The organism is Allobosea sp. CRIB-10 (assembly GCF_900112185.1).
Classification (GTDB): domain Bacteria; phylum Pseudomonadota; class Alphaproteobacteria; order Rhizobiales; family Beijerinckiaceae; genus Allobosea.
This window is the reverse complement of the sequence record NZ_FOKP01000013.1, coordinates 1-23,946: the sequence shown is the minus strand read 5'-3', so window position 1 is coordinate 23,946 and position 23,946 is coordinate 1. Positions and strand designations below refer to the sequence as shown.

Genomic DNA, 23,946 nt, shown 5'->3' with positions numbered 1-23,946 from the left:
CCCGCTCAGCTGTGGCGCCAGTCCGGCGTCCGCTTTTCCATGAAGGCGCCGATGCCTTCCTCGGCATCGCGCGCCAGCATGTTCTCGACCATCACCGCCGAGGCGTGGTCATAGGCCGCCTTCAGCCCCATCTCGCGCTGCTCGTAGAAGGCGCGCTTTCCGACCTTCACCGTCGTCGCCGATTTCGAGGCGATCACCGCCGCAAGCCGCTTCGCTTCTGCCAGCGCTTCCCCTGCCGGCACGACCCGGTTGATCAGGCCCATCCGAGCCGCCTCCTGCGCCGGCACCATCTCGCCGAGCAGCAGCATCTCCATCGCGTGCTTGGAAGAGAGATTGCGCGAGAGCGCCACCATCGGCGTCGAGCAGAACAGGCCGATATGGACGCCGGGCGTGCAGAAGCGCGCGGCTTGCCCGGCGACGGCGAGGTCGCAGCTCGCGACGAGCTGGCAGCCGGCAGCTGTCGCCGTGCCTTCGACCGCGGCGATCACCGGCTGGGGCAGGGCGGTGATCTGCTGCATCACTCCGGAGCAACGGCCGAGGACATCGGCGAAATAGGCGCGGCCGCGATCGGGATCGGCCCGGCGCGCGCTCATCTCCTTGAGGTCGTGTCCAGCAGAGAAGACCGGCCCGGCGGCGGCGAGCACCACTGCCCGCACGCTGCGGTCGTTGGCGATCGCAGCAAAGGTTTCCGACAGCGCCGCCAGCATCGCCTCGCTTAGCGGATTGCGCGCCTCGGGCCGGTTCAGGGTCAGTGTCGCGATGCCATCGGCATCCTCGCGCAGCAGGATCTGCGCTCTGGCATGGGCGTTCATGGCGACAGGCCTTTCGCTGTTTGTCCTATTGTCGGAAGCCGGGTGCCGTGCTGCAAGGGGACTAACGTCCGATCAGCCCTCGGTTTTCCGCACGATGACGACCCGCATGAGCGCCGCCGAGATCGAGGCCTATCTCGATCAGGTCTTCCCGCAGCTCCATTATGGCGGCCGCACCTATTTCGTCGAGGAGGTCGGGCCGCTCTTCGCGCGCATGCGCTGCGACTACCATGAGAAGCATTTGCGGCCGGGCGGCACCATCTCCGGTCCGACCATGATGGCGCTGGCTGATCTTGCGCTTTATGTCGCGATCCTCGCCCAGATCGGCCCGGTCGCGCTCGCGGTGACCACGAGCCTCAACTACAACTTCCTGCGCAAGCCGGGGCAGGCGGCGCTGATCGGCGAGGCGAAACTGCTCAAGCTCGGCAAGCGCCTCGCCGTCGGCGAGGTCTGCCTCTATTCGCAAGGTGACGCCGAGATGGTCTGCCATGCGACGGGGACCTATTCGATCCCGGCAGAAAGATAATTATGGTATCCTGATACCTCTTTGCGTATCGGTATGAAAACAATGCGTTTTTGGCCAGGGGCGCGCATTTTCTCTGCTTGACATCTATCAGGTAGCCGCCTATCCAGCGCCCACACCGCCGCCGGCCTGCCGGCGGCTTGTCCTTTTTTCAAGCAGCCGAAGGGTGCCGCGATGAAGACCATCTCGCTCAAGCCCGCCGATGTCGAGAAGAAGTGGGTTGTGATCGACGCCTCCGGGCTCGTCGTCGGCCGTCTCGCCTCCCTGGTGGCGATGCGTCTGCGCGGCAAGCACAAGGCCGCCTACACCCCGCATGTCGACTGCGGCGATAACATCATTGTCATCAACGCCGAGAAGGTGGTGCTGACCGGTCGCAAGCGCGACCAGAAGGTCTACTACCACCACACCGGTTTCCCGGGTGGCATCAAGGAGCGTTCCGCCAAGTTCCTGCTGGATGGCCGTTTCCCCGAGCGCGTCGTCGAGAAGGCTGTCGAGCGCATGCTGCCGCGCGGTCCGCTCTTCCGCCAGATCCTCGGCAATCTGCGCGTCTACAAGGGCGCCGAGCATCCGCACGCCGCCCAGTCGCCCGAGGCGCTCGACGTCGCGGCGCTCAACCGCAAGAACGCGAGGGTCTGACCATGGCTGAGGTTCTCCAGTCTCTCGAGCAGCTCGGTCAGGTCGCCAAGGGCGTCCAGCCCGAGGCTCCTGTCCATGTCAAGAAGGTCGATGCGCAGGGCCGCGCCTATGCCACCGGCAAGCGCAAGAACGCCATCGCCCGCGTCTGGATCAAGCCGGGTTCCGGCAAGATCACGGTCAACACCCGTGACCAGGAAGTCTATTTCGCCCGTCCGGTGCTGCGCCTGATCCTGCAGCAGCCGCTGATGCTGGTCGACCGCATGACCCAGTACGACGTCGTCGTCACGGTCAAGGGCGGCGGCCTCTCCGGCCAGGCCGGCGCGGTTCGTCACGGCATCTCGAAGGCCCTGACCCATTATGAGCCGGAGCTGCGCAGCCCGCTCAAGAAGGAAGGCTTCCTGACCCGCGACTCGCGCGTGGTCGAGCGCAAGAAGTTCGGCAAGGCCAAGGCCCGCCGCAGCTTCCAGTTTTCGAAGCGCTGATCGGCGCCAGACGGAACATTCGTTCAGAGGGGTGGCAGAAATGCCGCCCCTTTTCGTTTTTCACAGATTGCTGCCGACGCGGAAAATGCCGGTCTCACATCGCGCAGGATGTCCTGACCAGGAGTGTGAACGGATCGATCTGGAATTCCTCTTCCAGTGATTCCCCGAATAGCCGCAGCCACTTCTCCTGCAGCTCGAAAGCCTTGGCCTCGCGCGCTGCCTCGCATTCGAACTTCGTCTGGTGCACTTCCTGAAAGTGATGGACCAGTTCGTGAACCAGGACGGACAGATCCGCTGCCGTCGCGCCCTTCCATGTGTCTCTCAGATAGATGATGTTCGCGCGCGCATCGTAGATCGAGATGATATTTGGCTGATCCTGTTGCTGCGCCATTTCGGACGCATATTGCCTGAACCGCAACACGGCGATTTGCTCGGGCGACTTGAAGACGAGCATCGGCAATGAGGTGGGCACCGGCTGACCCAGCTTCGCGCCGACCCAGATCGCCAGGGCTTCCAGCAGCTGTCCTCCCGGATCGGCCTGCCTCTCACCGATGACGATTTCGAAGCCCGAGCCGAGGCGCAGGCGCTCGATCGTCTCGTCGCGTGCCGAGGCTTCGAGAGGCAAGGATGACACGAGCGCGGCAGCGCTCGCGATCAGACAGCGTCCGACAGCTTTCATGGCAGTCGTCCGGAGAAATTGCCGTCAATTGCGATACTGGCCCTCGGGGCCACAGCGTGTGCTTCACGCGAGGGTCGCCTGTTTCGAAAGGTAGCAGATTCCGGAGGCGATCCCTACCGACTTGCCCGCTCCTGCTGCATCATCCTTCAGCCATGGCGTGCACCGGTGGCCAACGGGCGGATCAGCCGTTGGCTTCTAGCCAGGCGACGACATCGGCCCGCCGCGGATGCGGCTTGCCAGCCGGTGGGAACAGCAGGGTCAGCTTGTCTCCGGTTGGGCGCTCCTCAGCGAAGGGCGCGACCAGCCGCCCGTCGGCCAGATAGGGGGCGACCAGGCTCTTGCGGCCGATCAGGATGCCGGCGCCGCCGAGCACGGCATCGAGCGCCAGCGCATAGAGCGAATAGGATGGGCCGCGGCCGGGATCGATCCCGTCGATGCCGGCATGGCGCAGCCAGCGCGCCCAGTCGCCGCGCCAGACGGCGTCGTGCAGCAGGGTCTGGCCGGCGAGATCGACTGGCGTCCGCAGCTTGCCGGCGAGGGCGGGGGTGCAGATCGGGAACAGGCTGTCTTCGTCGAGCGCGAGCGAACCGGCCGGCGGCTTGGCGAGGTAGAACAGCGCGAGGTCGAAACTGTCGTGCCGACCTGTCGGGGGCTCCTCCATCGCGTTGATCGAGATGGCCAGCCCGGGAAAGGCCTGCTGCAGAGCCGGCAGGCGCGGCGACAGCCAGAGCTGGGCGATGCAGGGCAGGGCGGCGATGGTGAGCGCCCGGCCGGCATGGCTCGCCTTGAGCTCCTGCACGATGAGGGCGAGCGCATCGAAGGCGGCGCTGAGCCGCGGCCTTGCCTCCTGCGCAGCCTCGGTCAGCGCGACGCCCTGCGGCAGCCGCCGGAACAAGGTCAGCCCGAGGAAGGCTTCGAGATGCCGAATTTGCTGGGCGATCGCGCCTTGCGTAACGCCGATCTCCTCGGCCGCCTTCGAGAAGCTGCCGAGCCGCGCCGCCGCCTCGAAGGCACGCAGCGCATTGAGCGGCGGCAAGGCTGGGCGGGGCGGTTTGACGGGCATGCTCGGTACCGGTGGCTAGGCCTAGATTTTCTAGGCCTCGACGCGACGATAACTGGTTTGCATCCGCGCCGGCAAATCGCTGCAATGGCCTGACGAAACACGGCTCGGCGAGGGATGGCGATGACGGCGAAACTGGCGCGGCGCGGCTGGGTGCCGGCGGCGAGCGAGGACTATGTGTTGCGCATCGCCGGCGAGGTCGCCGGCGAGAATCGGGCAGGGCGCGAGGCGAGGCTCGCGAACCTCGTTGCCGAGAACCGCACCATCCACGAGCGTGACTGCGTCAACCTCAACCCCGCGACCAATGTGATGAACCCGCGTGCCGAGGCGGTGCTGGGGCAGGGGCTCGGCACGCGGCCCTCGCTCGGCTATCCCGGCGACAAATACGAGATGGGCCTCGAGGCGATCGAGCAGACCGAGGTGATGGCGGCCGAGCTGGCGGCGCAGGTTTTTGGCGCGAACTATGCCGAGATCCGCGTGCCCTCCGGCGCGATCGCCAATCTCTATGTCTTCATGGCTGCCGCGAAGCCGGGCGATGTCGTGATCGCGCCGCCGCCGGCGATCGGCGGCCATGTCACTCATCACCGTGCCGGCGCCGCCGGGCTCTACGGCGTCGTCACCCATCCCGCGCCGATCGATGCCGACGGCTACACGGTCGATGTCGGCAAGCTGCGCGAGGATGCGCGGCGGCTTCGGCCGAAGGTCATCAGCATCGGCGGCAGCCTCAATCTCTTCCCGCATCCGATCCGCGAGATCCGCGCCATCGCCGACGAGGTCGGCGCTATCGTGCTGTTCGACGCCGCTCATCTCTCCGGCATGATCGCAGGTGGTGGCTGGCAGCAGCCGCTGGAGGAGGGCGCTCACGTCATGACGATGAGCACCTATAAGAGCCTGGGCGGCCCGCCCTCCGGCCTGATCGTCACCAACGACGCCGGCCTCGCCGAGAAGCTCGACGCCATCGCCTATCCCGGCCTCACCGCCAATTTCGACGCGGCCAAGTCGGCGGCGCTGGCGATCACCATGATGGACTGGCAGGAGTTCGGCCGCGACTACGCCGTGATGATGGCGGCAACCGCCAAGGCACTCGCCGAAGCACTGGTGGAGCGCCAGGTGCCGGTCTTCGCCCGCGATCGCGGCATGACGACCTCGCACCAGTTCGCGATCGAGGCGTCCTCCTATGGCGGCGGCCAGGCAGCGGCGAAGCGGCTGCGTGCCGTCAACATCCTGAGCTGCGGCATCGGCCTGCCGATCGCGGAGGTGGAGGGCGACGTCAACGGGCTCAGGCTCGGCACGCCCGAGATCGTCCGCTTCGGCATGAAGCCGGAGCACATGCCGGAGCTCGCTGGGTTCATTGCCGACGGGCTATCGGGGGCGCGGCCGGACGAAGCGATCGCCCGCGATGTGACGGCCTTCCGGCGGCGGTTTGGCCGTCTGCACTATGTGAGGTGAGGCGCTAGCGCGTCATTCTCGGGCGGAGCGCAGCGCGGACCCGAGAATCTCATGACGAGAAAGCGCCGATTAGAGCCTCCTCCAGCCTGAGATGCTCGGGTCAAGCCCGAGCATGACGCTGGTCATACCGCCCCACCATCTCGGCCTTCAGCGCCTCTTCTCCGATCACCTGCGCGGCGCCGAGCCAGGCCTCTTCGATCTCGCCCGCAGCATTGCGGACAAGGCGAGCCGGCTCGCCGGGGCTGGCGAAGGCCGAGGCCTTGACGATGCGGCCCTGGTCCTCGCCGTCCGGCACGATCTCGCCGGCGTCCAGGAAGGGGTTGAACAGCGCCGGATTGGCCATCAGCACCTTGCCGTCGACCGGCACGAGATCACCGGCGCCCCAGATCGTCCAGAGGCGCTTGCGCCAGCGCTCGGTCGCCGGCGTCGGCGCGCCATGCTCGGCGAAGCTGCGGAAGATCTGCATCACGCCGTCGAGCCAGGGATGGGCGAGGCCGTCGATGGCGTTGGTCAGCACCGAGATGGTGAGGCCCTGCTCGGGCAGGGTGGCGGTGCGGGTGATGAAGCCCTGGAAGCCGCCGGAATGGCCGACCCAGCCCCAACCATCGCCGCCGCCGGAAATGGTGCCCAGCCCGTAATGGCGCCCCAGGCTGCTCTCGGCGTCGGGCCAGAGCCGGCGCGTCATCTCGCGGCGGCTGAGCGGCGACAGAATGCTGCGTTCCGCGTTGGGCGCGAGCTGGGCGACATAGCGGGCGATGTCGGCCGCGGTCGCGACGAAGCCGGCAGCCGCGACCATGGCATTGCCGGGATTGTCGCCCGGGATCACCACGCGCCGGCCGAGCGGCAGCGTGCCGCTATGGCCCTTCGCCATCGGTCCGGTCCAGAGCGTGATGTCGGGCCTGGTCTCCTTCAGCCCGGCAGGCGCGACGATCTCGCGGGCGATCCAGTCGGCATAGGGCTCGCCTGTCACCGCCTCGATCACGAGGCCGAGCAGGCCGAAGCCGTGATTGGAGTATTTCAGCCGCTGCGAGGCCGGGAAGATCGGAGGGCGTGCGAGGTCGGCGAGCAGCTCGTCTTTCCGCAGATAGGGCTTGCGGTCGAAGAACTGGCCGCAATCGACGCCGTCGCGGGCGAGTCCGGCGCTGTTGGAAAGGAGCTGCGTCAGCGTCACCGCCGCGACGTCTGGATGCAGGCCCTCGACATAGGCGCCGGCCTTGTCGTCGAGCCGCAGGCGCCCCTGCTCGACGAGGCGGAGGATGCCAGCGGCGGTGAAGCTCTTCGAATGCGAGGCGATGCGGAAGCCGTGGCGCGGCGTCAGGGCCTCGCCGGTCGAAAGATCGGCGCTGCCGAAGGCAGCCTCGAGCACGATCTCGCCCTCATTCGTGATCGCGACCGCGCAACCGGGCTGGTCATGGAAACGGCGCTGGAATTCGAGCCAGCTTGCGACATAGTCGAGCGAGGCGGGCAGCCAGGGCTTCATCGGGGGATCCATCGTCGAGTGCGGCGGGAGCGGGAGCTTTGCACGGCCGATGGCGCAGCGTCAGCGCTGCAATGCGCATGAGCCATGCGTTGTTGGCCGGATCGCCTTCGTCCTTGCCCTCGCGGCCTACGCGTGGCATCCGTCCGCGCCGCACATAAGGATCGTCATCGTGGACAAGACCGAACTCGCCAAGCTCGAAGCCTATCTCCGCCGCACCTTCGCCAACCACAACATCAGCGTGCGCGCACGTTTGAAGAAGACCGACTCGGCCGAGGTCTATCTCGCCGACGAGTTCATCGGCATCATCCATGTCGATGACGAGGACGGCGACCGCTCGTTCAACTTCACCATGGCGATCCTCGACGTCGATCTCGACGACTGAGGTCTTCCGGGGATTATCAGCCCTCATCCTGAGGAGGCCCGCAGGGCCGTCTCGAAGGATGGTCCAGCTGTCTCCCGAGCCTCCTGAAGCATCCTTCGAGATGCGGACTGTCGTCCGCTCCTCAGGATGAGGGCTTTAGAGTGAGGGCTTGGGGCTCATGTCAGCGCATCAGCCCGTCGAGCGTGCGACGCACGCCGCCGAGCATGATCTGCCAGTCGGCGACGATGGCGCGCGGGAAGCGGATGTTCACATCGACGCCGCGATGGCGGAAGGTCACGCGGCAGGGCTCGTCGAGGCCGCTCTGGGCGGTCTCGACCGGGCAGCGCGCCGCGAAGCCGCGCCCATCCGGCACCGAGACGTAAAGCTCGTCGCCCTCATAGGGCGAGCCCTTGCGGAAGCCGCGCACCACCAGCCCGCCCGGATTGGACCAGACCGTCGGCGTCAGGAAGCGGGCATAGGTCGAGAGCTGCGTCGCCGGCTCGTTGACCTTGTCCGGCGGACTCAAGGTCACCAGCAGGCGATGCCTGGTGTCGGGCGTCACCGGGCCGAGGCTCGGCCAGTCGAGCCGTAGGCGCGCCATGCCGACGAGGCGCCCTTCGTCGCTGTCGGCGCCGGTCAGATTCTGCGGGATCGCCAGCACCACATCGCCGACACGCGAGGCCTGCAGCTCGGTCCCGGCATCGGGATTGGGATGGGTGGCGAAGAGGGCGAGGCTGGTGCCGCCAAGGCCGAGCGCGACGATTGCGGCCGCGAGCTTCAGCAGCGCGCGGTCTCCGCGCGGCAGGACCGGCGCTGGGCGGCGCTTCAGATGGTTGCGGATCAGCGTCGCGACATCGGTGGCGCTGGTGAGCGGTTGGGTCTGGTCGGGCGCGGCGTAGAGGCTCATCGGATTCGTCCCAGGGGCCGGCGGGCGACCCTATCGGGAAACTCAAGCAGAACCGCCTTAACGTCCCGTAAACCATGCCTGAGCCTGCGTGGTTAACTATTGGTTAAGGCTTTGCTTCCGCATCGCGCGACCTTGCGTCATGGTTGCGCAGCATCCGCTGGAAGCCGCGCTCGTGACGCTCGAACCCTCCGCCGTCGAGGCCCTGAAATCGCTGATCCTCGGCTTCGCCTTCGCCGGTCTCCTGGCGAGCGCCTTCGAACTGTTCACGCGCAAGCGCGCTGGCTTCGAATTGCTGCAAAGCGGCGGCGTCGGCGCCGTGGCGAGCGTGCCTGTGGTGGTGTTCAGCGCCCCTTTCCTGATCCTGCGCAACACCGTGCGCGGCCGGCAGCTCGAAGGACGGCCCTTCTTTTTCGTCATGGCAGCGACCATGATCGCCTCGGTCTGGAGCCTGATCAGCGGCCGGGTCGTGCTCGACCTGCTGATGGTGCTCGGCGCCGCTTGACGACGAGGGCGCCGGGCCTGCAATCCTCCAAATGAAACATGGAGGAAGCACAATGCCGCTCTATTCGCTCGACGGGACCGCTCCCGAGACCCCACCGGACGGGCAGTGGTGGCTCGCGCCCGACGCCCATCTCATCGGCCGCGTCCGGCTGGCGAAGGATGTCGGGATCTGGTTCGGCTCGGTGCTGCGCGGCGACAATGAGTGGATCGAGATCGGCGAAGCCACCAATATCCAGGAAGGCTGCGTATTCCATACCGATCCCGGCGCGCCGCTCAGGGTCGGCGCCGGCTGCACCATCGGCCACCGCGCCATCCTGCATGGCTGCATCATCGGCGAGAACAGCCTGATCGGCATGGGCGCGACCGTGCTCAACCACGTTAGAATTGGCCGCAACTGCCTGGTCGGCGCCAATGCGCTGGTGACCGAGGGCAAGGAATTCCCGGACAATTCATTGATCGTTGGCTCGCCGGCACGAGCGATCCGCACCCTCGACGAGGCCGCCGTCGCCGGCATCGCCCGCACGGCCGCTGGCTATTCCGCGCGCTGGAAGCAGTTCGCCAAGGGCATGAAGCGGATCGACTGACCGCTTAACCTGCTGCGCAGTCACCACTCCTGAACGGAAGCAGGCTGGCTCCCGAAGAAGGAGGCAACCTGCTCACCGCTGCGGCCACCAAGGCAGCCGGCAAGCCTGAGCTCAGGAGCGATGACAGGCTGTGGATAGAATGTCTAATTCGAGCTTGGACAGAGTGTCTCGCGCATTCCTAGCGCTGGCGAGCCACGTGGTAGCGATGGCCGCTAGCGACCGCAGCTAGCATGGCAGCATCAAAGCGTTAGGGTCGCACACCCGCCAGCATGCGACCCTCGACGAGAACAGGATCAGTCGATCACTTGTACGATGCGCCGGGTACTCGGCTCGACCAGAACGGTGCGGCCATTCACGACCGTGTAATTGTAACCCTGCGCGCCGTATTCACTGGGCACCTGGCGATAGACGATACCGCCCTCGGCCGGCAACACGGTGCCGACCGCCATCGGCTCGGCATAGGTGTAGGACGGGACGCGCTGCTCAACGACGTAAGCGCGAAAGCGCGGAGAGTCGTCGATCATCGTGCCGCCAGCCGGGTCCCGCTTCATCGAAGGCTCGACTGTGCCGACGCCGAGCGCCGGATCGCGCGTAGAGCCGCCGGTCGGATCGCGTACGATTGCTCCCGAGTTCTGTGCGAACGCCGTCGCAGGCAGAACCGCTAACGCCAGCGCAAATGCGATAGTCTTCATGACCAAACTCCTGAGTTGCGTGCTTGTGACAGCAACCAAGACGCGGCGATGAAGTTCCGGCGCGCTCGGGCCTGACGGCGGTCAGCCACCAACCTTTCGAGCGATGCACTGCGAGTGAGGATGGGGCAGCTGCTTCAACGACTGGACGCGCAGGAAACCCCCTGAAAGAAATCCATGCGGCGGTTTTCGGATAGCTCGATCTGAGATGCGTTCCGAGTACCGGATGCGCTGGTTAGTTCAGCGGCTGCCATTTGATGGCTCCCGCAGCAGCGTTGCGTCAGGCGGAGCGGCCGCAACTACTGCCGCCGGTGGAAACTTCGATCGGCCCGACGAGCGGAGGGCAGTGGTGACAGTAGCGGCAAAAAGCGCGTAGGGAGTGGAAAATGATTGTGTGGAAAATCAGATACTTAAAGAAGCGGGCCGGCTCCCGGGGAAGGAGCCGGCCCTGGACGTGCCCGGTCGGGGACGGGTGGGTGGGGACGTGACCGGACGCGTCGTCCCTATGGCTAGCCTTGTCAGGCCTTGCCATTCATTCTGGCGCGCCGAGCTCCGTCTGGCCCGGCACCCCAATTCTCGTTAGCGCAGCGAGGCCACTGTCGAGGTCGAGAGGCCGCCGAGCGAGGCCCAGCCGGTGCGGGTCTGGGATTCACGCTTCACATAGGTGTAGCCGGTCTGGCTCCACGGCAGGATCGCGTTGCGCTTGTTGTCGAGGATGAAATCGCCGCGGTCGGTGCGGATCATCAGCACGGCGTGGCCGGCATTCTCCTCATCGATCACGACGGTGACGCGCATGGCCCGGCGTGGCACGCCGGCTTCAGCTAGGCGCAGGCGCTTCAGCAGGACATAGTCCTCACAATCGCCCTTGCCGTCGGTCGGGATGTCCCAGCGGTCGACCACGCCCCAGTGGTCCTGGTCGGTGATCGCCTCGATCTCGCGATTGGCCTTGAGATTGGCCGCGACGATCAGCTTCCATAGCTTCGGCGTCAACTCGATCTGCTCAGCCTCGCGGGTGTCGACGGCGCATTCGCTCGGGCTGCGCTTGCAGAAATCCGTCCAGGCGTAGGGCGCTCGGGCGTCGCCGCCGGCGACGATCGGGGCGCTGGCGACCGGCAGAGCGCCGGTCTGCTGCGCCTCCGCGCCGGTCACACCGGTCAGAACGATAATGGTAGCAGCGGCAAGACCGCGAAATCCCCGGAAGCTCGAAAGCATGTCGTCCCCTTTCCTGTCCCGGGAACGACCATGCTCTTGGGCTGTAGAGATCGCTTGAAATGAAAGCGGACAATTTTACCGAAATCGAGCCTATAGATGATCAAAGTACTTGTAGAGAATCAGGTATAAAAGCAAGGGTAAGAATTCTCAGCCCTCGCGTGAGAGATTCTTAACTATGGATCTCCTTAACCATCCAGTCTCTTAACCATGCGGTCGAGGTTGGCAATCCCGTGTTAAGGGTTGCCGCGCCGAGCGGGCGAGACAGGGGCATTCCTTTCACGGTTGGAGACGACGGCGGGCAAAGACCGCCTTTGGTCGTTAGAGAGAGGTCGTTGCCGCTGCGCCTCCTATGGCGCGGCGCCGGCCTTCATCCGCACCGTTCTTCCACAGGCGAGAAGGGCGCTGTCAGGATACCTGTTCTGCCGAAGATTTCTGGGGCCGGAAAACGCATGGCGAGCCGCTGCCCGGCCTTGCGGGGGCCGGGCGCGGCGCCTCGGAACTGCCTTGAAGGCTCAGCCGGACGGAAGAAGCGCTTGCCCGCCCTCAGAGCTCGAGATTCTCGTCGAGCGCGTCGGCCGAGAGCGGCATGCGGAACTGGGCGGCGTAGCCGCCATCGAAGCGGCGTACGATCATCGCCGCAGTACCGCCGAGCCGGACCGACGTGCCCATCTCGAACTGGTGGTCGCTGGCGAAGGCCGCGCCCGACAACGAGATGTCGATCAGCCGGATTGCATGCTCGCTGCCGTCCTCGAGGGTGATGATGCAACGCGGATTGCGCGGCACGATGCGCTCATGGCGCCGATCCTCGGGCAGGCCGAGCTCGTCGCGATTGGCGAGCCAGGTCAGCTGCGCGGTGAATTTCTCGCGCTTGCGGCTGGTCGCGGTGATGGTCATCGCGAAGCCGGCGGGCGTGGTGCGCACCGCCGTGCCTTCGATTCGGCCGAGATGTTCGAGATAGACGATGACGCGGTCGCCGACCATCGGCTTGACCGGCGCGACCATGTGCAGCCCGCCCGGCGAGATGTCGGTGGTCTGGCACGGATATTCCATGCGGTTGGGCAGCATGTAGCGTCCGAGCAGGACGACTTTCATGCGCTGATGCCGCCGGCGCTCGACCGGGACCGAGCCCGTCTTCGGATTTTGGGGCGCCGTGAGCATCGCTGACTCTGTTTCTGCCAGGGTCATGCTAGCGGCTCGCGAGTTAAGAGGTAGTTAGAGCGGCCTCACACACGTCCGCCGGGAAGCAGCATCAGCTTCGGCCGCTTGTCCTGAGCCTGCGTCTCGCCGCTCCGCTGCGCCCGAGAATCCGGCCAGATCATCCTGAGCGAGATCATCCGCATCGAATCGAGCGTATCGAGGCCGAGCCAGTCCGGCGACAAGGCCGGCGAGAGCGCGCCGAGGATGCGGGCATGGGTGCGGCCGCGATAGCGCAATGGCAACAGAAGCAGTTCGAGATGGACGCTGGCGCCGTTCTCAGTCTGGGCCGAGAGGCCGGCGACGGCGCCCGCGCTCTCGTCCATCACCGTCTGGACGAGGCGGCGCATGTCGCCCTGCGCCTCGACATCGGGCCAGAGGGCCGCGAAGGCGCGTCCGCGCAGCTCGCGATCGAACAGGGCGCAGAGCCGCGTTCCGGCCAAACGGAAGACCGGCCCGATCGGCTCGTTCTCCAGCACGAAGGTGTCGGCCAGCGCATGGCGCAGCGCGCCCGGCTCGATCTCGCCCCGTTCGGGGGCGCTCCGTTCGCCGCGCAACGCGTCCCAATAATCGAAAACCAGGCGGGTGCTCGGATTCTTCATGTCGTGTCCAGTCCGGTCTGCGCAGTCCCTGATCGTGCGAATGCGTGTCAAATCGGATCGCTTTCGTTCGAGGTGGAGACTGTCGGGCCCTTGCGAATCGGCAGGACGCAGCCCGCATGCCGTCTTGCCACGCGACCTGGACAGGGGGAGGCGGCAGGGGTCGTTAAGGTTAAGCAACGGTTAAGCTTGTGGAAGATGCCTAAAATGCCGCATAAATCCCTCGTCGAATTCGAGCCCGCCCAATGCGAGCGGGCTTACCGGAAAAGGCGGGGGCGCGGGGGCGTGACCGGCCGGGAGGGAAGGGGAGAGCTTCAGCTCTCCCCTTTTCTGTTGCCTGCCGGAGGCCGATGCGCCAGTGAGGGCGTGATGGCGGCATATCCAGACGATCCAGACGGCCCTCCGGCACGCGAGCCGATCTTCAATCTGCCTGGCGCCGTCGTCTGGCTGGTCGCGGCCTTGGCGCTGATTCAGGGCGTGCGCGAACTGCTCAGCGCACACGACGACTTTCTCCTCGTCTCCTGGCTGTCCTTCGTGCCGGCGCGCCTGACGCTCTGGTTCGCACCGGACCGCCTTGAGGAGGTCGCCCGCTCGCTCGGCAGCGCCGGCACTCCCGATTTCGTCCAGCGCCTGCAACTGGTGCGCCTCTTGCTGGCGGATGGCGGTGGTCAGCCCTGGACGCTGCTCAGCTACGGGCTGCTGCACGGCTCTTGGCTGCATCTGATTTCGAACGTAGTCTGGCTGGCGGCCTTCGGCAGCCCGGTCGCACGCCGGCTCGGGGCAGGGCGTTTTCTGCTGCTGATGGCGCTCTCGACGATCGCCGGCGCCCTGCTGCACTGGTGGTCTCGCGAGCTCGACGTGCTGCCGCTGGTCGGCGCCTCGGCCGGCGTTTCCGGCGCGACGGCGGCGGCGATCCGCTTCGTCTTCTCGCCCGGCGTGCATTTCGGCGGGCTCGGCCATGACGAGGTGGTGCGTGCGATTCCGGCCGAGCCGCTCGGCGGCCTCTGGCGCAACTCGCGGGCGATGCTCTTCGTGGTGATCTGGTTCGTCACCAACATCATCTTCGGCGCCGGGCTGGTGCCGATCCTCGGCGAAGAGACCAGCATCGCCTGGGAAGCGCATATCGGCGGCTTCCTCGCCGGCTTGCTGTTGTTCCCGCTGCTCGATCGCGGGCCGGTCAGGCGCTGATCACAACCGAGGCAGGCAGGCTGCGTTCCACGATCGCCTTGCCGTCGCCCCAGACTTCGCTCACATTGAAGCCAGTCCAGCGTGGCGTCGCGCCGCGGACGGAACGGTCCGCAGGACCCGGCGCTGCTCTCGTCGCAACCTATTGACGTGCACCGGCCAACGGTGCCGCTACCGTCGGAGGAGAAGTCGATGAACGTCGTTCATATTCTCGGAAGCAAGGGGGCAGAGGTAGTCTCGGTGCAGCCGCACCGGACGCTCGGCGAGGCGGCGCGGACCCTGGCCGAGAAGCGGATCGGCGCGGTGGTCGTCACCGGCGCCGATGGCGGCCTGCTCGGCATCCTCTCCGAGCGCGACATCATCAAGGCCCTCGGCACGGATGGCGCCGCCGCGCTGGAGACGCCGGTGTCCCGCGCGATGACCGCCAAGGTCGTGACCTGCCGGCCGGACACCAGCGTCGACGATCTCATGGAAATCATGACCTCGGGCCGCTTCCGGCACGTGCCGGTGGTGGACAATGGCCGGATCGCGGGAATCGTTTCGATCGGTGACGTGGTCAAGCATCGCGTCGCCGAGATCGAGGCCGAAAGCCGGGCGATGCGCGACTATATCGCGATGGCGTGAGCGTTCCGTTGGCGTCATGCTCGCCCTTGTGGTGAGCATCCACGTCTTGAACACCGCTCTCGAAGAACGAAGGCGTGGATGGTCGGGACGAGCCCGACCATGACGGACGTCCGGGTCGCTCCGGCCTAGTTCAGCGGCAGGTGGTTGGCCGCGACGATCGCGGCGACCTCGTCCAGCGCGCGCTCCGCCGCTTGCCGGCCGAGCGCGATCGCCTCGTCGGCGCGGTGGAAGTCGAACAGTCCGACTCGGCCGAGCTTGGGCCCGATCATCACATCGGGCGGGTCGCCGGCGAGTCGCGAGCGTGAAATCCGGTCCTGCGTGATGTTGAAGGCGTCGACCATCACGCCGGCGAGGCCCGGCTGCTGGTCGTGATTGGCCTTGCCGACGATGCCGCGCATGCGCTCGCGCATGCCGCCGAACCAGCCGGAAGCCGGGCGCTGCTCGGCCACGGGTTCCGGATCGGCGTCGGCGCCATAGGATTGGATCACCGTGCCGCGGCCGGTCATGTCGCTGTTCAGGTTGACGCAGAGCACGACGTCGGCGCCGAGCGCCCGCGCCACCGTGACCGGCACCGGATTGACCAGCGCCCCGTCCATCAGCCAGCGTCCGCCGAGCTTCACCGGGTCGAACACGCCGGGCAACGCATAGGAGGCGCGCAGCGCGTCGACCAGCGAGCCGCGAGTCAGCCAAATCTCATGGCCGGTGCCGAGCTCGGTCGCGACGGCGGCATAAGTCTGCGCGAGATCGCCGATCTGCAGGCCGGCGAGGTCGCGCTCCAGCAGGCGCTTCAGCCGGCCGCCCGAGATCAGCCCGGCGCCGCCGAGATGGAAATCCATCAGGCCGACGACGCGACGCTTGGTCAGGCCGAGCGCGAATTCGCGCAATTGCTCCAGCTTGCCCGCGGCATAGCAGCCGCCGACGACCGCGCCGATCGAGGTGCCGGCGATCACCTCCGGCGCGTAGCCGGCCTCGGTCAGGACGTCGAGCACGCCGATATGGGCCCAGCCGCGCGCGGCGCCGCCGCCGAGGGCCAGGCCGATTCTCGGCCGGCTGAACCGAGGAGCGGGTTCGGAAACGAGATCGTTCATCGCAGCTCCGCCGCCGCCCAATCCAAAGGCCCGTCTGGCGATGTTCTCCAGCTTCATCGGCGCGATCCCTCCGCGGGAGGCTCAGGATCGCGCGTGCCGATGAGCGAAGGATGAACGGCGCCGGGACCTTGGGCGGCTATCAGTCGCTTTTGAAGGAAACATGAAAGCGTGGTGAAAGGATTGCCAACGAAGCAGGCAATCCCGGTTCAGAAGGCCAGTGGCCCGTCCGCGGCCGTGCCGACCGGCTTAACCCGATAGAAGCAGCTGTGGCGGCCGGTGTGGCAGCAGCCGCCGTCTCCGCCGACATTGACCTTGATCCAGATCGCGTCCTGATCGCAGTCGACCCGCATCTCGACGATGCTCTGGAGCTGGCCTGAGGTCTCGCCCTTGCGCCAGAGGCTTTGGCGCGAGCGCGACCAGTACCAGGCTTCGCCCGTCTCGATGCTCCGGCGCAGCGATTCGGCGTTCATATGCGCGACCATCAGCACCTCGCCGGTCTTTGCGTCGGTGGTGACGCAGGTGACGAGGCCGTCGCGATCGAATTTGGGAGCAAGGACCGTGCCCTCTTCGATATCGGCCTTGGCTGAGAGGGTGGGGAAGGCGGTCATGTCGGGATCCTGAGGGGATGGTGCGCGCTATATAGCGCTGACGACGCAAACCGTCATTCTCGGGCGGCGCGAAGCGCCGACCCGAGAATCTCATGACGAGAGGACGCTGGTTTTCGAGATGCTCGGGTCAAGCCCGAGCATGATACGCCTCGATGGGTGGATCACAGCGCCGGCGACTTCACCATGGTGAAGAAGCGCACCTGCTCGGCCGGGTCGCGGAAGCGGCCGGTATACTGCGTCGTCATCGTCGACGAGCCCTGCTTCTGCACGCCGCGCATCGACATGCACATATGCTCGGCCTCGACGAGGACGGCGACGCCGCCGGGCTTCAGCGACCGCTCGATCGCCTGGGCGATCTGCGCGGTCATGGTTTCCTGCGTCTGCAGGCGGCGCGCATAGACCTCGACGACACGGGCGAGCTTGGACAGGCCGACCACGCCACCGTTCGGGTAGTAGCCGATATGGACCTTGCCGACGAAGGGCACCATGTGGTGCTCGCAATGCGACTGGAACGGGATGTCGCGGACGAGAACCATGTCCTTGTAGCCGTCGACCTCCTCGAACACGCGCTCGAGAATCTCCTCGGGGTCCTCGTCGTAGCCGCTGTAGAACTCGCGATAGGCCTTGGCGACGCGGCCGGGTGTTTCGAGCAGGCCCTCGCGCGAAGGATCGTCGCCGGCCCAGAGGATCAGGGTGCGCACCGCTTCCTCGGCTTCTTCCCGCGTCGGCTTTCTGACGAGAAAGGTGTCTGCGGCCGGGCGCAGGGCCTGGTCCGCGGGTAAGGACTTAACCACGGCGTCCATGTGGTGCCTTCCGTTTTGTTGTCTCGCCCTCCTACGTGCGGAAGGCGGGGATGGATCAATTCGTCGACTGCTACGGCGAGAGGGCCCTCCCCATCTGGGAGGGTCCTTTCTATATTGGGGTGCAAGGCGGGTCGATCCACCCCCGCATGGGCTTGCACATGCTGAACGATGTCTACAACAAGCGAATCCTGGAATTGGCAGGAAACATCCCGCTGCTCGAGCGCCTGCCGGCGCCGGATGCGACGGCTACGGCCCATTCGCGCCTGTGCGGCTCGACTGTGACCATCGACCTGATGATGGACGAGGATGTCGTCACCGGTTTCGGCCATGATGTGCGCGCCTGCGCGCTCGGCCAAGCTTCATCCTCGATCATGGCGCGCCATGTCGTCGGCTCGACGGCCGACGAGCTGCGCGAGGTCCGCGAGCAGGCCCGCGCGATCCTGAAGGAGGGGGCGGATCCGCCCGCCGGCAAATGGGCGGATCTCTCCGTCCTCGTGCCGGTCCGCGACTTCAAGGCGCGCCACGCCTCGACCATGCTGACCTTCGACGCGGTCGTCGACGCGATCGGCCAGATCGAGGCGAAGCGGCGCGAGACGGTCGCGAGCTGAGCGCTACTTCAGCCCGAACGCCTGCCTGATCTCCGGCTTCGTCTCGTCATAGCGGACCCTGAAGGCCTTCTCTGCCAGCAGCGCCTTGGCGACGACGCGGCCGATCTTGTCGCCGGCCTCCAGGTCGGTCGGGTAGTGGAAGCCGCAGACGAGGCGGCTCTCGTCATAGCTCTTGACCCGCTCTTCGAACTTGTCCGCGAACTCGGGTACGGCGTCCGAGAGCAGCGTGGCGTAGAGCGCCGCGGTCGCGGCATGGGCCGAGGGGAAGGAGGTGCCTTCCGGCCGTCCGCCGGGGCAGGGCTTGACCCGGACCTTGTTCCACATCTGGAAAGGCCGGATGCGGCTGGTCAGGCGGTTGACGCTCTTCAGGAGGATGGCGAGCTCGATCTGCGCCTCGCGCATCAGCAGCCGCGTCTCGCGATGGGTGCCGTCGATATAATTGTGGTCCATGCCTTTCAGGAACGCATTGAGCGTCTGGTATTGGTCGGCGATCGCCTGTTTCTCGCGTTCCGGTGTGCGGGCTTGGGAGATGGCAAGCACCTTCTCGAACTCGGCGCGATGTTCCGGCGAGTTCTGCGCCGGCGGCAGGCCCATCACCTTGGCAACGTCGATTTTGGCGGCGTCGAGCCAGATCAGGTAGGGTCTCTGCTGTGCAGCCGCCGGCATGGCCAGGGTCAGGGCGAGCAGCGGCCCGCAAAGGGCGGTGGCGGAGGCAAGGAAACGTGCGCGCATCATGACCGGGGGGTGGGAAGGGCAGAATCGGCGAAGGGCGATGGAGAGAGGTGAGCGGGGACGGCGAGGTTCGCTCAAGTCATACCTGCCTAAACATGCTGAAAAAAGCCTTTCATGGCGACGCGGCCTCGCGCTTGCTCCACGGCGGGGTGCGCATCTGCTGATCCGCGGCTATCAGCTCAGCCTCTCCATGCTGATCGGCCGGCAGTGCCGGCACTGGCCGTCCTGCTCGGAATATACCGACGAGGCGATCCAGCGGCATGGGCTCTGGGCCGGCGGCTGGGTCGGCGTCGCCCGCATCTGCCGCTGCACTCCGCTCGGCACCTCGGGCATCGACCTCGTCTGCGAGGAACTGCCGCCCGAGGGCGCCTGGTACAAGCCCTGGGCCTATGGCCGCTGGCGCGGGGTCAACGCGCCGGCGGCTGACGAGCCTCAGCCGCCAGGGCGCTGAGCCCGCGCCTGCTGTAGCGTGGTCAGGCAGGCCTCGGAGAACGAGGCGCGCTTTTCCTTCAGGCAGGCGGCAAGCCGTCCGCCGCCCGGCTTGATCCCCGGACAGTTGGCCTGGAAATCGGCGGCGCAGGCCTTGCGGATGGCGGCGCGATCCGGCGCCTGGGCAAATGCGGTGGCAGGCAGGAGCAGGCCGGCGAAGGCGAGGGCTAGGCTGCGGGACATAGTCTGTGGTCTCCCTGATGGCGAGGCCGCGATGCTGGGCGTGCCGGCTTTGCCGCGACCTGACCGGAACATGACGAAACGGACAGCTTCGTACGCAGGCCATTCGGCGATTGCCTGTGTCCTCCCGCTCGTATAGGCCTCCCCGGCGCGCGCCGATCCGGCTGCCGGCCGCGCCCCTCAAAGCAGCCGGCCTTGACTTACGGGGCTCGTATCCCCGAGTGAGCAGGAGCGCGATCGATGACGATCTCCCTGACATTTCCCGATGGCGCGCAGCGCGAATTCCCGGCCGGCATTACCGGCAAGGATATTGCCGGCGGCATTTCCCCCTCTCTGCTGAAGCGCACCGTCGCGATGGCCCTCGACGGCGTGGTCGTGGATCTCGGCGACCCGATCGAGCGCGACGCGAAGATCGAGTTCCTGGGCCGCGAGGACCCGCGCGCGCTGGAGCTGATCCGGCACGACACCGCGCACGTCCTCGCCGAAGCCGTCCAGGAGCTTTTCCCCGGGACGCAGGTGACGATCGGCCCCGTCATCGAGAACGGCTTCTTCTACGATTTCGCCCGCAACGAGCCCTTCACCCCGGAGGACTTCCCGGCGATCGAGAAGAAGATGCGCGAGATCATCGCGCGCGACAGACCCTTCACCAAGGAGGTCTGGAGCCGCGACAAGGCCAAGGACTTCTTCGCCGCGAAGGGCGAGGCCTACAAGGTCGAGCTGGTCGATGCGATTCCCGCCGACCAGACGCTGAAGATGTATGCGCAGGGCGACTGGATCGACCTCTGCCGCGGCCCGCACATGACCTCGGTCGGCAAGGTCGGCAACGCCTTCAAGCTGATGAAGACGGCCGGCGCCTATTGGCGCGGCGACAGCAACAACGCGATGCTGACCCGCATCTACGGCACCGCCTTCGCCCGGCAGGAGGAGCTTGACGCCTATCTCAAGCAGCTCGAGGAAGCCGAGAAACGCGACCATCGCCGCCTCGGCCGCGAGATGGACCTGTTCCACTTCCAGGAGGAGGGGCCGGGCGTCGTCTTCTGGCACTCCAAGGGCTGGCGGTTGTTCCAGGAGGTGCTGACCTATATGCGCCGGCGGCTCGCCGCCGACTATGAGGAGGTCAACGCCCCGCAGGTGCTCGACAAGTCGCTCTGGGAGACCTCCGGCCATTGGGGCTGGTATCAGGACAACATGTTCGCGGTGAAGTCGGCCTCCGCCTTCGAGAACCCGAACGACCAGGAGCGCGACCACAAGGTCTTCGCGCTGAAGCCGATGAACTGCCCGGGCCATGTCCAGATCTTCAAGCACGGGCTGAAGAGCTATCGCGACCTGCCGATCCGGCTGGCCGAATTCGGCAATGTTCACCGCTACGAGCCCTCGGGCGCGCTGCACGGGCTGATGCGGGTGCGCGGCTTCACCCAGGACGACGCCCATATCTTCTGCACCGAGGAGCAGCTCGCCGCCGAGTGCATGAAGATCAATGACCTGATCCTCTCGGTCTACGAGGATTTCGGCTTCACCGAGGAGCTCGTCATCAAGCTCTCGACTCGGCCTGAGAAGCGCGTCGGCTCCGACGCGGTCTGGGACCATGCCGAGGCGGTCATGACCGACGTGCTGGAGACGATCGCCAGGCAGTCCGGCAACCGGATCAGGACCGAGATCAATCCGGGCGAGGGCGCCTTCTACGGGCCGAAGTTCGAATACGTCCTGCGCGACGCCATCGGCCGCGACTGGCAATGCGGCACGACGCAGGTCGACTTCAACCTGCCGGAACGCTTCGGCGCCTTCTATATCGGCTCGGACGGCGAGAAGAAGCAGCCGGTCATGATCCACCGCGCCATCTGCGGTTCGCTGGAGCGCTTCGTCGGCATCCTGATCGAGCACCATGCCGGGCATTTCCCGCTCTGGCTGGCGCCCGAGCAGATCATCGTCGCGCCGATCACCTCCGAGGCTGATGCCTATGGCGAGGAAGTCACCATGGCGCTGCTCTCGGCCGGCCTGCGCGCCCGCGCCGACCTTCGCAACGAGAAGATCAGCTACAAGGTGCGCGAGCACTCGCTGGCCAAGGTCCCGGTCATCCTCGCCGTCGGCAAGCGCGAGGCCGAGGAGAAGACCGTGACGGTGCGCCGTCTCGGCAGCCAGACCCAGACGGTGATGAGCCTCGACGCGGTCGTCGCGGCGCTGACCGAGGAGGCGACGCCGCCCGATCTCGCGCGGAAACGGAAGGTCAAGGCGGCCTGAGGCGGCCATCTCGCCAAAACCCGTCAGCCCGTGCCAAATGGCCGGCATGCTGACGGGTTCCTATCGCAAACGGCTCGAAGCCGATCTGGGTCGCTGGGTGGGGGAGGGGCTGGTCAGTCCCGAAAGCGCCGCGACCATCCGCCGTTCGCTGGCGCAGGAGGGCGGCGGCTTCAAGCTTCCGGCCCTGATCGGCCTGTTCGGCGGTCTGCTGATCGCCTCCAGTGTCTCCGCCTTCGTCGCGGCGAACTGGGAGGAGATTCCCAGGGTTGCCAAGCTCGTCATGATCCTGCTCGGCCTCGCCGGTGCGCTCGGCATCACGGCCCGGCTGCAGAACCGCGGCTCGACCGGCGGCGCCGATGCCGCTGCGACCTGTGGCACGCTGATCTTCGCGGCCGGCGTCGCGCTCGTCGGCCAGATGTACCATCTCCCGACCGACTGGCCCGGCGGGGCGCTCCTGGTCGCGCTCGGCGCGCTAATCGTCGCCTGCCTGCTGCGCTCGAATGGCGCGCTCATCATCGCGATCGTCGCGATCGGTTGCTGGGCCGGCGGTCGCTGGGACGAAGGCGAGGGTAGGGCGCATCTGCTGTTCTGGCTGCCCTTCCTGCCAGCGCTGTGGCTGGCCGCGACCCGGCACAACCGTCTCGTCCATCATGTCGCTGCTTTGGCGCTGCTCGGTTGGTTCGCGACCCTGCCGGGCCAGCCGGCCTTCCTGCGCTTCGACTACGGCCTGCTCGCCTACGGGCTCGCCGTCTCCACGCTGTTCGTTGCCCTCGGCGCGCTGGCGCTCGAGCGCGGCGGTCCGGGCCTGCTCACCGCCTTCCTGCCCTGGGGGCTGATCGGCCTGATCCTCTCGCTCAATTTCGAGCTGATCCGCATCCTCGATCCGAGCGAGGCGAAGGCGGGAACTGCGCATTCGCTGAACTATGTCGCTTATGCGCTGGCGCTGCCGGCGGTGGTCGGCTTCGGTCTGCTGGCGCGCGAGCGCCGCTTCGCCTGGCCGCTGGCGGCGGCGCTCGTCATGTCGCTGCTGGTACCGGTGCTGTTCTGGAGCGGCGGTGCGGTCAGCATGGCCGGCAAGATCGTCGTCGCCGCGCTGATCCTCTCGATCGCGATCGGCGTTGTCGTCGCCGGAGCGGGCGGTGGCGTGCGCCGGCTCAGCATCGCCGGCTCGCTGCTGTTCGCCATCGCGGTCGTGACCCTGCTCTGGCAGACGATCGGCACCCTGCTCGACCAGTCGCTGTTCTTCCTGGTCGGCGGCGCGGCCCTGATCGCGATCGCCAGCGGGATGCGCCGGCTCCTCGCCAAATTCAGCAAGCCGATGGAGGCCGCGCCGTGATCCGCCTGCCCTCCGCCGATGCGATTCTCGGCCGCGTCTCGCCGCTCTGGCGCGGGCTCGCCACCATCGTCCTGCTCTGCGGGCTGATCTTGGCCCTGGTCGAGTCGCGCGCCGGCATCCTGCGCTCGGGCACGGAGGTCAGGCTGGCGACCGCGCCGCTCGATCCGCGTGATCTCTTCCGCGGCGACTATGTCATCCTGAACTACAAGATCAGCACGCTCGAACCCGCCAAGCTCGACGGTGACAAGAGCTTCGCGCGCAACCAGACGGTCTTCGTCCGCGTCGCGCCTGGTGCCGATGGGCTCGCCGAGGCGAAGGGCGTTTATCTCTCCCGCCCACCGGCACCCGCCGGTGGGGCCGTGCTTGAGGGCAAGGTCGTCTCGACCGCCGCCTGCGCGGTCAATCCGAACGGCGACCAGGATTGCAACGCCGGCCGCAGCGCCATCCGCGTCGAGTACGGCCTCGAAAGCTACTTCGTCCCTGAAGGCACCGGCCGCGCCATCGAGACCACCGAGCGCAAGCGGCTGGAGATCGTCGCCGCCGTGTCGAGTTCCGGACAGGCTGCGATCAAGCGGCTGCTGATCGACGGCAAGCTGGTGCATCAGGAGCCGCCTTACTGAGCTGGATTGCCGCAGCGCTGATCGCCTGAACTCCTCCCTTCCCCCCTTGTGGGGAAGGGTATGGGGATGGGGGGCGAACGACTTGGTGCAAGGTCGATTGTAGGGGTGGATCGGGGTCGACTGGCAAGGATCGAGTTCTGACTTTCCGCCCCCCACCCCGGCCCCCTCCCCACAAGGATTCCTCTGCGAAACGCGGCTGAGGCCGATTGTTTGGGGTGCTGGTTTGGTGGGCGGTCTTCAGCGGCTGGCTTGGAGGGCTCGCAGTCGGCC

General features: G+C 66.6%; 28 protein-coding genes. 14 read left to right on the top strand and 14 right to left on the bottom strand.

Going from position 1 to position 23,946, the window contains the following annotated elements:
* Positions 1–5 precede the first annotated feature (5 nt).
* Positions 6–812 (bottom strand): enoyl-CoA hydratase, encoded by an 807-nt coding sequence (locus tag BMZ69_RS16795; protein WP_092158608.1) that lies wholly within the window; start codon positions 810–812, stop codon positions 6–8.
* A 106-nt stretch (positions 813–918) separates the two neighbouring features.
* Here BMZ69_RS16795 and BMZ69_RS16790 point away from each other — a divergent pair, with 106 nt between their 5' ends.
* The 3 genes from BMZ69_RS16790 to rpsI all read left to right on the top strand — a co-directional run bounded on the left by BMZ69_RS16790 (position 919) and on the right by rpsI (position 2,450).
* Positions 919–1,335 carry a PaaI family thioesterase gene (locus tag BMZ69_RS16790; RefSeq protein WP_092158860.1) on the top strand — a complete coding sequence of 139 codons (417 nt, stop codon included), beginning with the start codon at positions 919–921 and terminating at the stop codon, positions 1,333–1,335.
* A 171-nt stretch (positions 1,336–1,506) separates the two neighbouring features.
* Complete coding sequence (gene rplM / locus BMZ69_RS16785) at positions 1,507–1,968, top strand: 50S ribosomal protein L13 (RefSeq protein WP_092158606.1); 462 nt, start codon at positions 1,507–1,509, stop codon at positions 1,966–1,968.
* A gap of 2 nt (positions 1,969–1,970) precedes the next feature.
* Positions 1,971–2,450 (top strand): 30S ribosomal protein S9, encoded by a 480-nt coding sequence (gene rpsI / locus BMZ69_RS16780; RefSeq protein WP_092158604.1) that lies wholly within the window; start codon positions 1,971–1,973, stop codon positions 2,448–2,450.
* A gap of 94 nt (positions 2,451–2,544) precedes the next feature.
* On the opposite strand, the gene BMZ69_RS16775 is transcribed toward rpsI, so the two are convergent.
* The gene (locus BMZ69_RS16775; protein WP_092158602.1) at positions 2,545–3,129 is read right to left on the bottom strand and encodes a DUF6647 family protein; all 585 of its coding nucleotides are present in this window, start codon (positions 3,127–3,129) and stop codon (positions 2,545–2,547) included.
* A 181-nt stretch (positions 3,130–3,310) separates the two neighbouring features.
* Positions 3,311–4,192 (bottom strand): LysR substrate-binding domain-containing protein, encoded by an 882-nt coding sequence (locus tag BMZ69_RS16770; protein ID WP_244543409.1) that lies wholly within the window; start codon positions 4,190–4,192, stop codon positions 3,311–3,313.
* A gap of 120 nt (positions 4,193–4,312) precedes the next feature.
* On the opposite strand from BMZ69_RS16770, the gene BMZ69_RS16765 reads away from it, so the two are divergent.
* Positions 4,313–5,638 carry a serine hydroxymethyltransferase gene (locus BMZ69_RS16765; RefSeq protein WP_092158858.1) on the top strand — a complete coding sequence of 442 codons (1,326 nt, stop codon included), beginning with the start codon at positions 4,313–4,315 and terminating at the stop codon, positions 5,636–5,638.
* Between the two features lie 100 nt (positions 5,639–5,738).
* Here BMZ69_RS16765 and BMZ69_RS16760 read toward each other — a convergent pair whose 3' ends face one another.
* Complete coding sequence (locus BMZ69_RS16760) at positions 5,739–7,118, bottom strand: serine hydrolase domain-containing protein (RefSeq protein ID WP_092158594.1); 1,380 nt, start codon at positions 7,116–7,118, stop codon at positions 5,739–5,741.
* 169 nt (positions 7,119–7,287) lie between these two features.
* Between BMZ69_RS16760 and BMZ69_RS16755 the strand changes: the two genes are divergently transcribed.
* Complete coding sequence (locus tag BMZ69_RS16755; RefSeq protein ID WP_092158856.1) at positions 7,288–7,500, top strand: DUF3126 family protein; 213 nt, start codon at positions 7,288–7,290, stop codon at positions 7,498–7,500.
* Positions 7,501–7,660: 160 nt separating this feature from the next.
* Here BMZ69_RS16755 and BMZ69_RS16750 read toward each other — a convergent pair whose 3' ends face one another.
* Positions 7,661–8,386: a hypothetical protein gene (locus BMZ69_RS16750; protein WP_092158592.1), complete on the bottom strand. Its 726-nt coding sequence runs from the start codon at positions 8,384–8,386 to the stop codon at positions 7,661–7,663.
* Between the two features lie 172 nt (positions 8,387–8,558).
* On the opposite strand from BMZ69_RS16750, the gene BMZ69_RS16745 reads away from it, so the two are divergent.
* Positions 8,559–8,888 (top strand): DUF6949 family protein, encoded by a 330-nt coding sequence (locus BMZ69_RS16745; RefSeq protein WP_092158854.1) that lies wholly within the window; start codon positions 8,559–8,561, stop codon positions 8,886–8,888.
* A gap of 52 nt (positions 8,889–8,940) precedes the next feature.
* Positions 8,941–9,471: a gamma carbonic anhydrase family protein gene (locus tag BMZ69_RS16740; protein WP_092158590.1), complete on the top strand. Its 531-nt coding sequence runs from the start codon at positions 8,941–8,943 to the stop codon at positions 9,469–9,471.
* Between the two features lie 293 nt (positions 9,472–9,764).
* Here the strand turns inward: BMZ69_RS16740 and BMZ69_RS16735 are convergent, their stop codons facing one another.
* From BMZ69_RS16735 to BMZ69_RS16720, 4 genes are all read right to left on the bottom strand, one after another.
* Positions 9,765–10,163 (bottom strand): DUF1236 domain-containing protein, encoded by a 399-nt coding sequence (locus BMZ69_RS16735; RefSeq protein ID WP_092158588.1) that lies wholly within the window; start codon positions 10,161–10,163, stop codon positions 9,765–9,767.
* 576 nt (positions 10,164–10,739) lie between these two features.
* Positions 10,740–11,372 (bottom strand): transglutaminase-like cysteine peptidase, encoded by a 633-nt coding sequence (locus BMZ69_RS16730; protein ID WP_092158586.1) that lies wholly within the window; start codon positions 11,370–11,372, stop codon positions 10,740–10,742.
* Between the two features lie 543 nt (positions 11,373–11,915).
* Positions 11,916–12,530, bottom strand: a complete 615-nt coding sequence (locus BMZ69_RS16725) for a PilZ domain-containing protein (protein ID WP_092158584.1) — start codon at positions 12,528–12,530, stop codon at positions 11,916–11,918.
* A gap of 65 nt (positions 12,531–12,595) precedes the next feature.
* Positions 12,596–13,168 carry a PAS domain-containing protein gene (locus BMZ69_RS16720; protein WP_092158582.1) on the bottom strand — a complete coding sequence of 191 codons (573 nt, stop codon included), beginning with the start codon at positions 13,166–13,168 and terminating at the stop codon, positions 12,596–12,598.
* A 366-nt stretch (positions 13,169–13,534) separates the two neighbouring features.
* On the opposite strand from BMZ69_RS16720, the gene BMZ69_RS16715 reads away from it, so the two are divergent.
* Positions 13,535–14,353, top strand: a complete 819-nt coding sequence (locus BMZ69_RS16715) for a rhomboid family intramembrane serine protease (protein ID WP_092158580.1) — start codon at positions 13,535–13,537, stop codon at positions 14,351–14,353.
* A 189-nt stretch (positions 14,354–14,542) separates the two neighbouring features.
* Complete coding sequence (locus tag BMZ69_RS16710) at positions 14,543–14,974, top strand: CBS domain-containing protein (RefSeq protein WP_092158578.1); 432 nt, start codon at positions 14,543–14,545, stop codon at positions 14,972–14,974.
* A 125-nt stretch (positions 14,975–15,099) separates the two neighbouring features.
* Here the strand turns inward: BMZ69_RS16710 and BMZ69_RS16705 are convergent, their stop codons facing one another.
* The 3 genes from BMZ69_RS16705 to folE form a co-directional block, all read right to left on the bottom strand.
* Entirely contained in the window at positions 15,100–16,119 is a 1,020-nt protein-coding gene (locus BMZ69_RS16705; protein ID WP_092158576.1) for a patatin-like phospholipase family protein, read from the bottom strand.
* Between the two features lie 149 nt (positions 16,120–16,268).
* The gene (hisI, locus tag BMZ69_RS16700) at positions 16,269–16,670 is read right to left on the bottom strand and encodes a phosphoribosyl-AMP cyclohydrolase (RefSeq protein ID WP_092158574.1); all 402 of its coding nucleotides are present in this window, start codon (positions 16,668–16,670) and stop codon (positions 16,269–16,271) included.
* A gap of 161 nt (positions 16,671–16,831) precedes the next feature.
* A complete protein-coding gene (gene folE / locus BMZ69_RS16695) occupies positions 16,832–17,473 on the bottom strand; it encodes a GTP cyclohydrolase I FolE (RefSeq protein ID WP_092158572.1) in 642 nt (213 codons plus the stop codon).
* Between the two features lie 158 nt (positions 17,474–17,631).
* Here folE and BMZ69_RS16690 point away from each other — a divergent pair, with 158 nt between their 5' ends.
* Positions 17,632–18,081, top strand: a complete 450-nt coding sequence (locus tag BMZ69_RS16690; protein ID WP_092158852.1) for an iron-sulfur cluster assembly scaffold protein — start codon at positions 17,632–17,634, stop codon at positions 18,079–18,081.
* A gap of 3 nt (positions 18,082–18,084) precedes the next feature.
* Here the strand turns inward: BMZ69_RS16690 and BMZ69_RS16685 are convergent, their stop codons facing one another.
* The gene (locus tag BMZ69_RS16685; RefSeq protein WP_175506837.1) at positions 18,085–18,813 is read right to left on the bottom strand and encodes a phosphatase PAP2 family protein; all 729 of its coding nucleotides are present in this window, start codon (positions 18,811–18,813) and stop codon (positions 18,085–18,087) included.
* A gap of 85 nt (positions 18,814–18,898) precedes the next feature.
* Between BMZ69_RS16685 and yidD the strand changes: the two genes are divergently transcribed.
* Complete coding sequence (yidD, locus tag BMZ69_RS32140; protein ID WP_280142113.1) at positions 18,899–19,264, top strand: membrane protein insertion efficiency factor YidD; 366 nt, start codon at positions 18,899–18,901, stop codon at positions 19,262–19,264.
* Here yidD and BMZ69_RS16675 read toward each other — a convergent pair.
* Complete coding sequence (locus BMZ69_RS16675; protein WP_092158566.1) at positions 19,246–19,485, bottom strand: cysteine rich repeat-containing protein; 240 nt, start codon at positions 19,483–19,485, stop codon at positions 19,246–19,248. The two genes, yidD and BMZ69_RS16675, sit on opposite strands and share 19 nt — an antisense overlap.
* 237 nt (positions 19,486–19,722) lie before the next feature.
* Between BMZ69_RS16675 and thrS the strand changes: the two genes are divergently transcribed.
* From thrS to BMZ69_RS31625, 3 genes are read left to right on the top strand one after another with little or no spacing between them, the layout of a single operon-like run.
* A complete protein-coding gene (gene thrS / locus BMZ69_RS16670; protein ID WP_092158564.1) occupies positions 19,723–21,720 on the top strand; it encodes a threonine--tRNA ligase in 1,998 nt (665 codons plus the stop codon).
* A gap of 46 nt (positions 21,721–21,766) precedes the next feature.
* A complete protein-coding gene (locus BMZ69_RS16665) occupies positions 21,767–23,056 on the top strand; it encodes a DUF2157 domain-containing protein (RefSeq protein ID WP_175506836.1) in 1,290 nt (429 codons plus the stop codon).
* Positions 23,053–23,676 carry a GDYXXLXY domain-containing protein gene (locus BMZ69_RS31625; RefSeq protein ID WP_175506835.1) on the top strand — a complete coding sequence of 208 codons (624 nt, stop codon included), beginning with the start codon at positions 23,053–23,055 and terminating at the stop codon, positions 23,674–23,676. Before BMZ69_RS16665 ends, BMZ69_RS31625 begins: the two co-directional genes overlap by 4 nt.
* Positions 23,677–23,946: the final 270 nt, after the last annotated feature.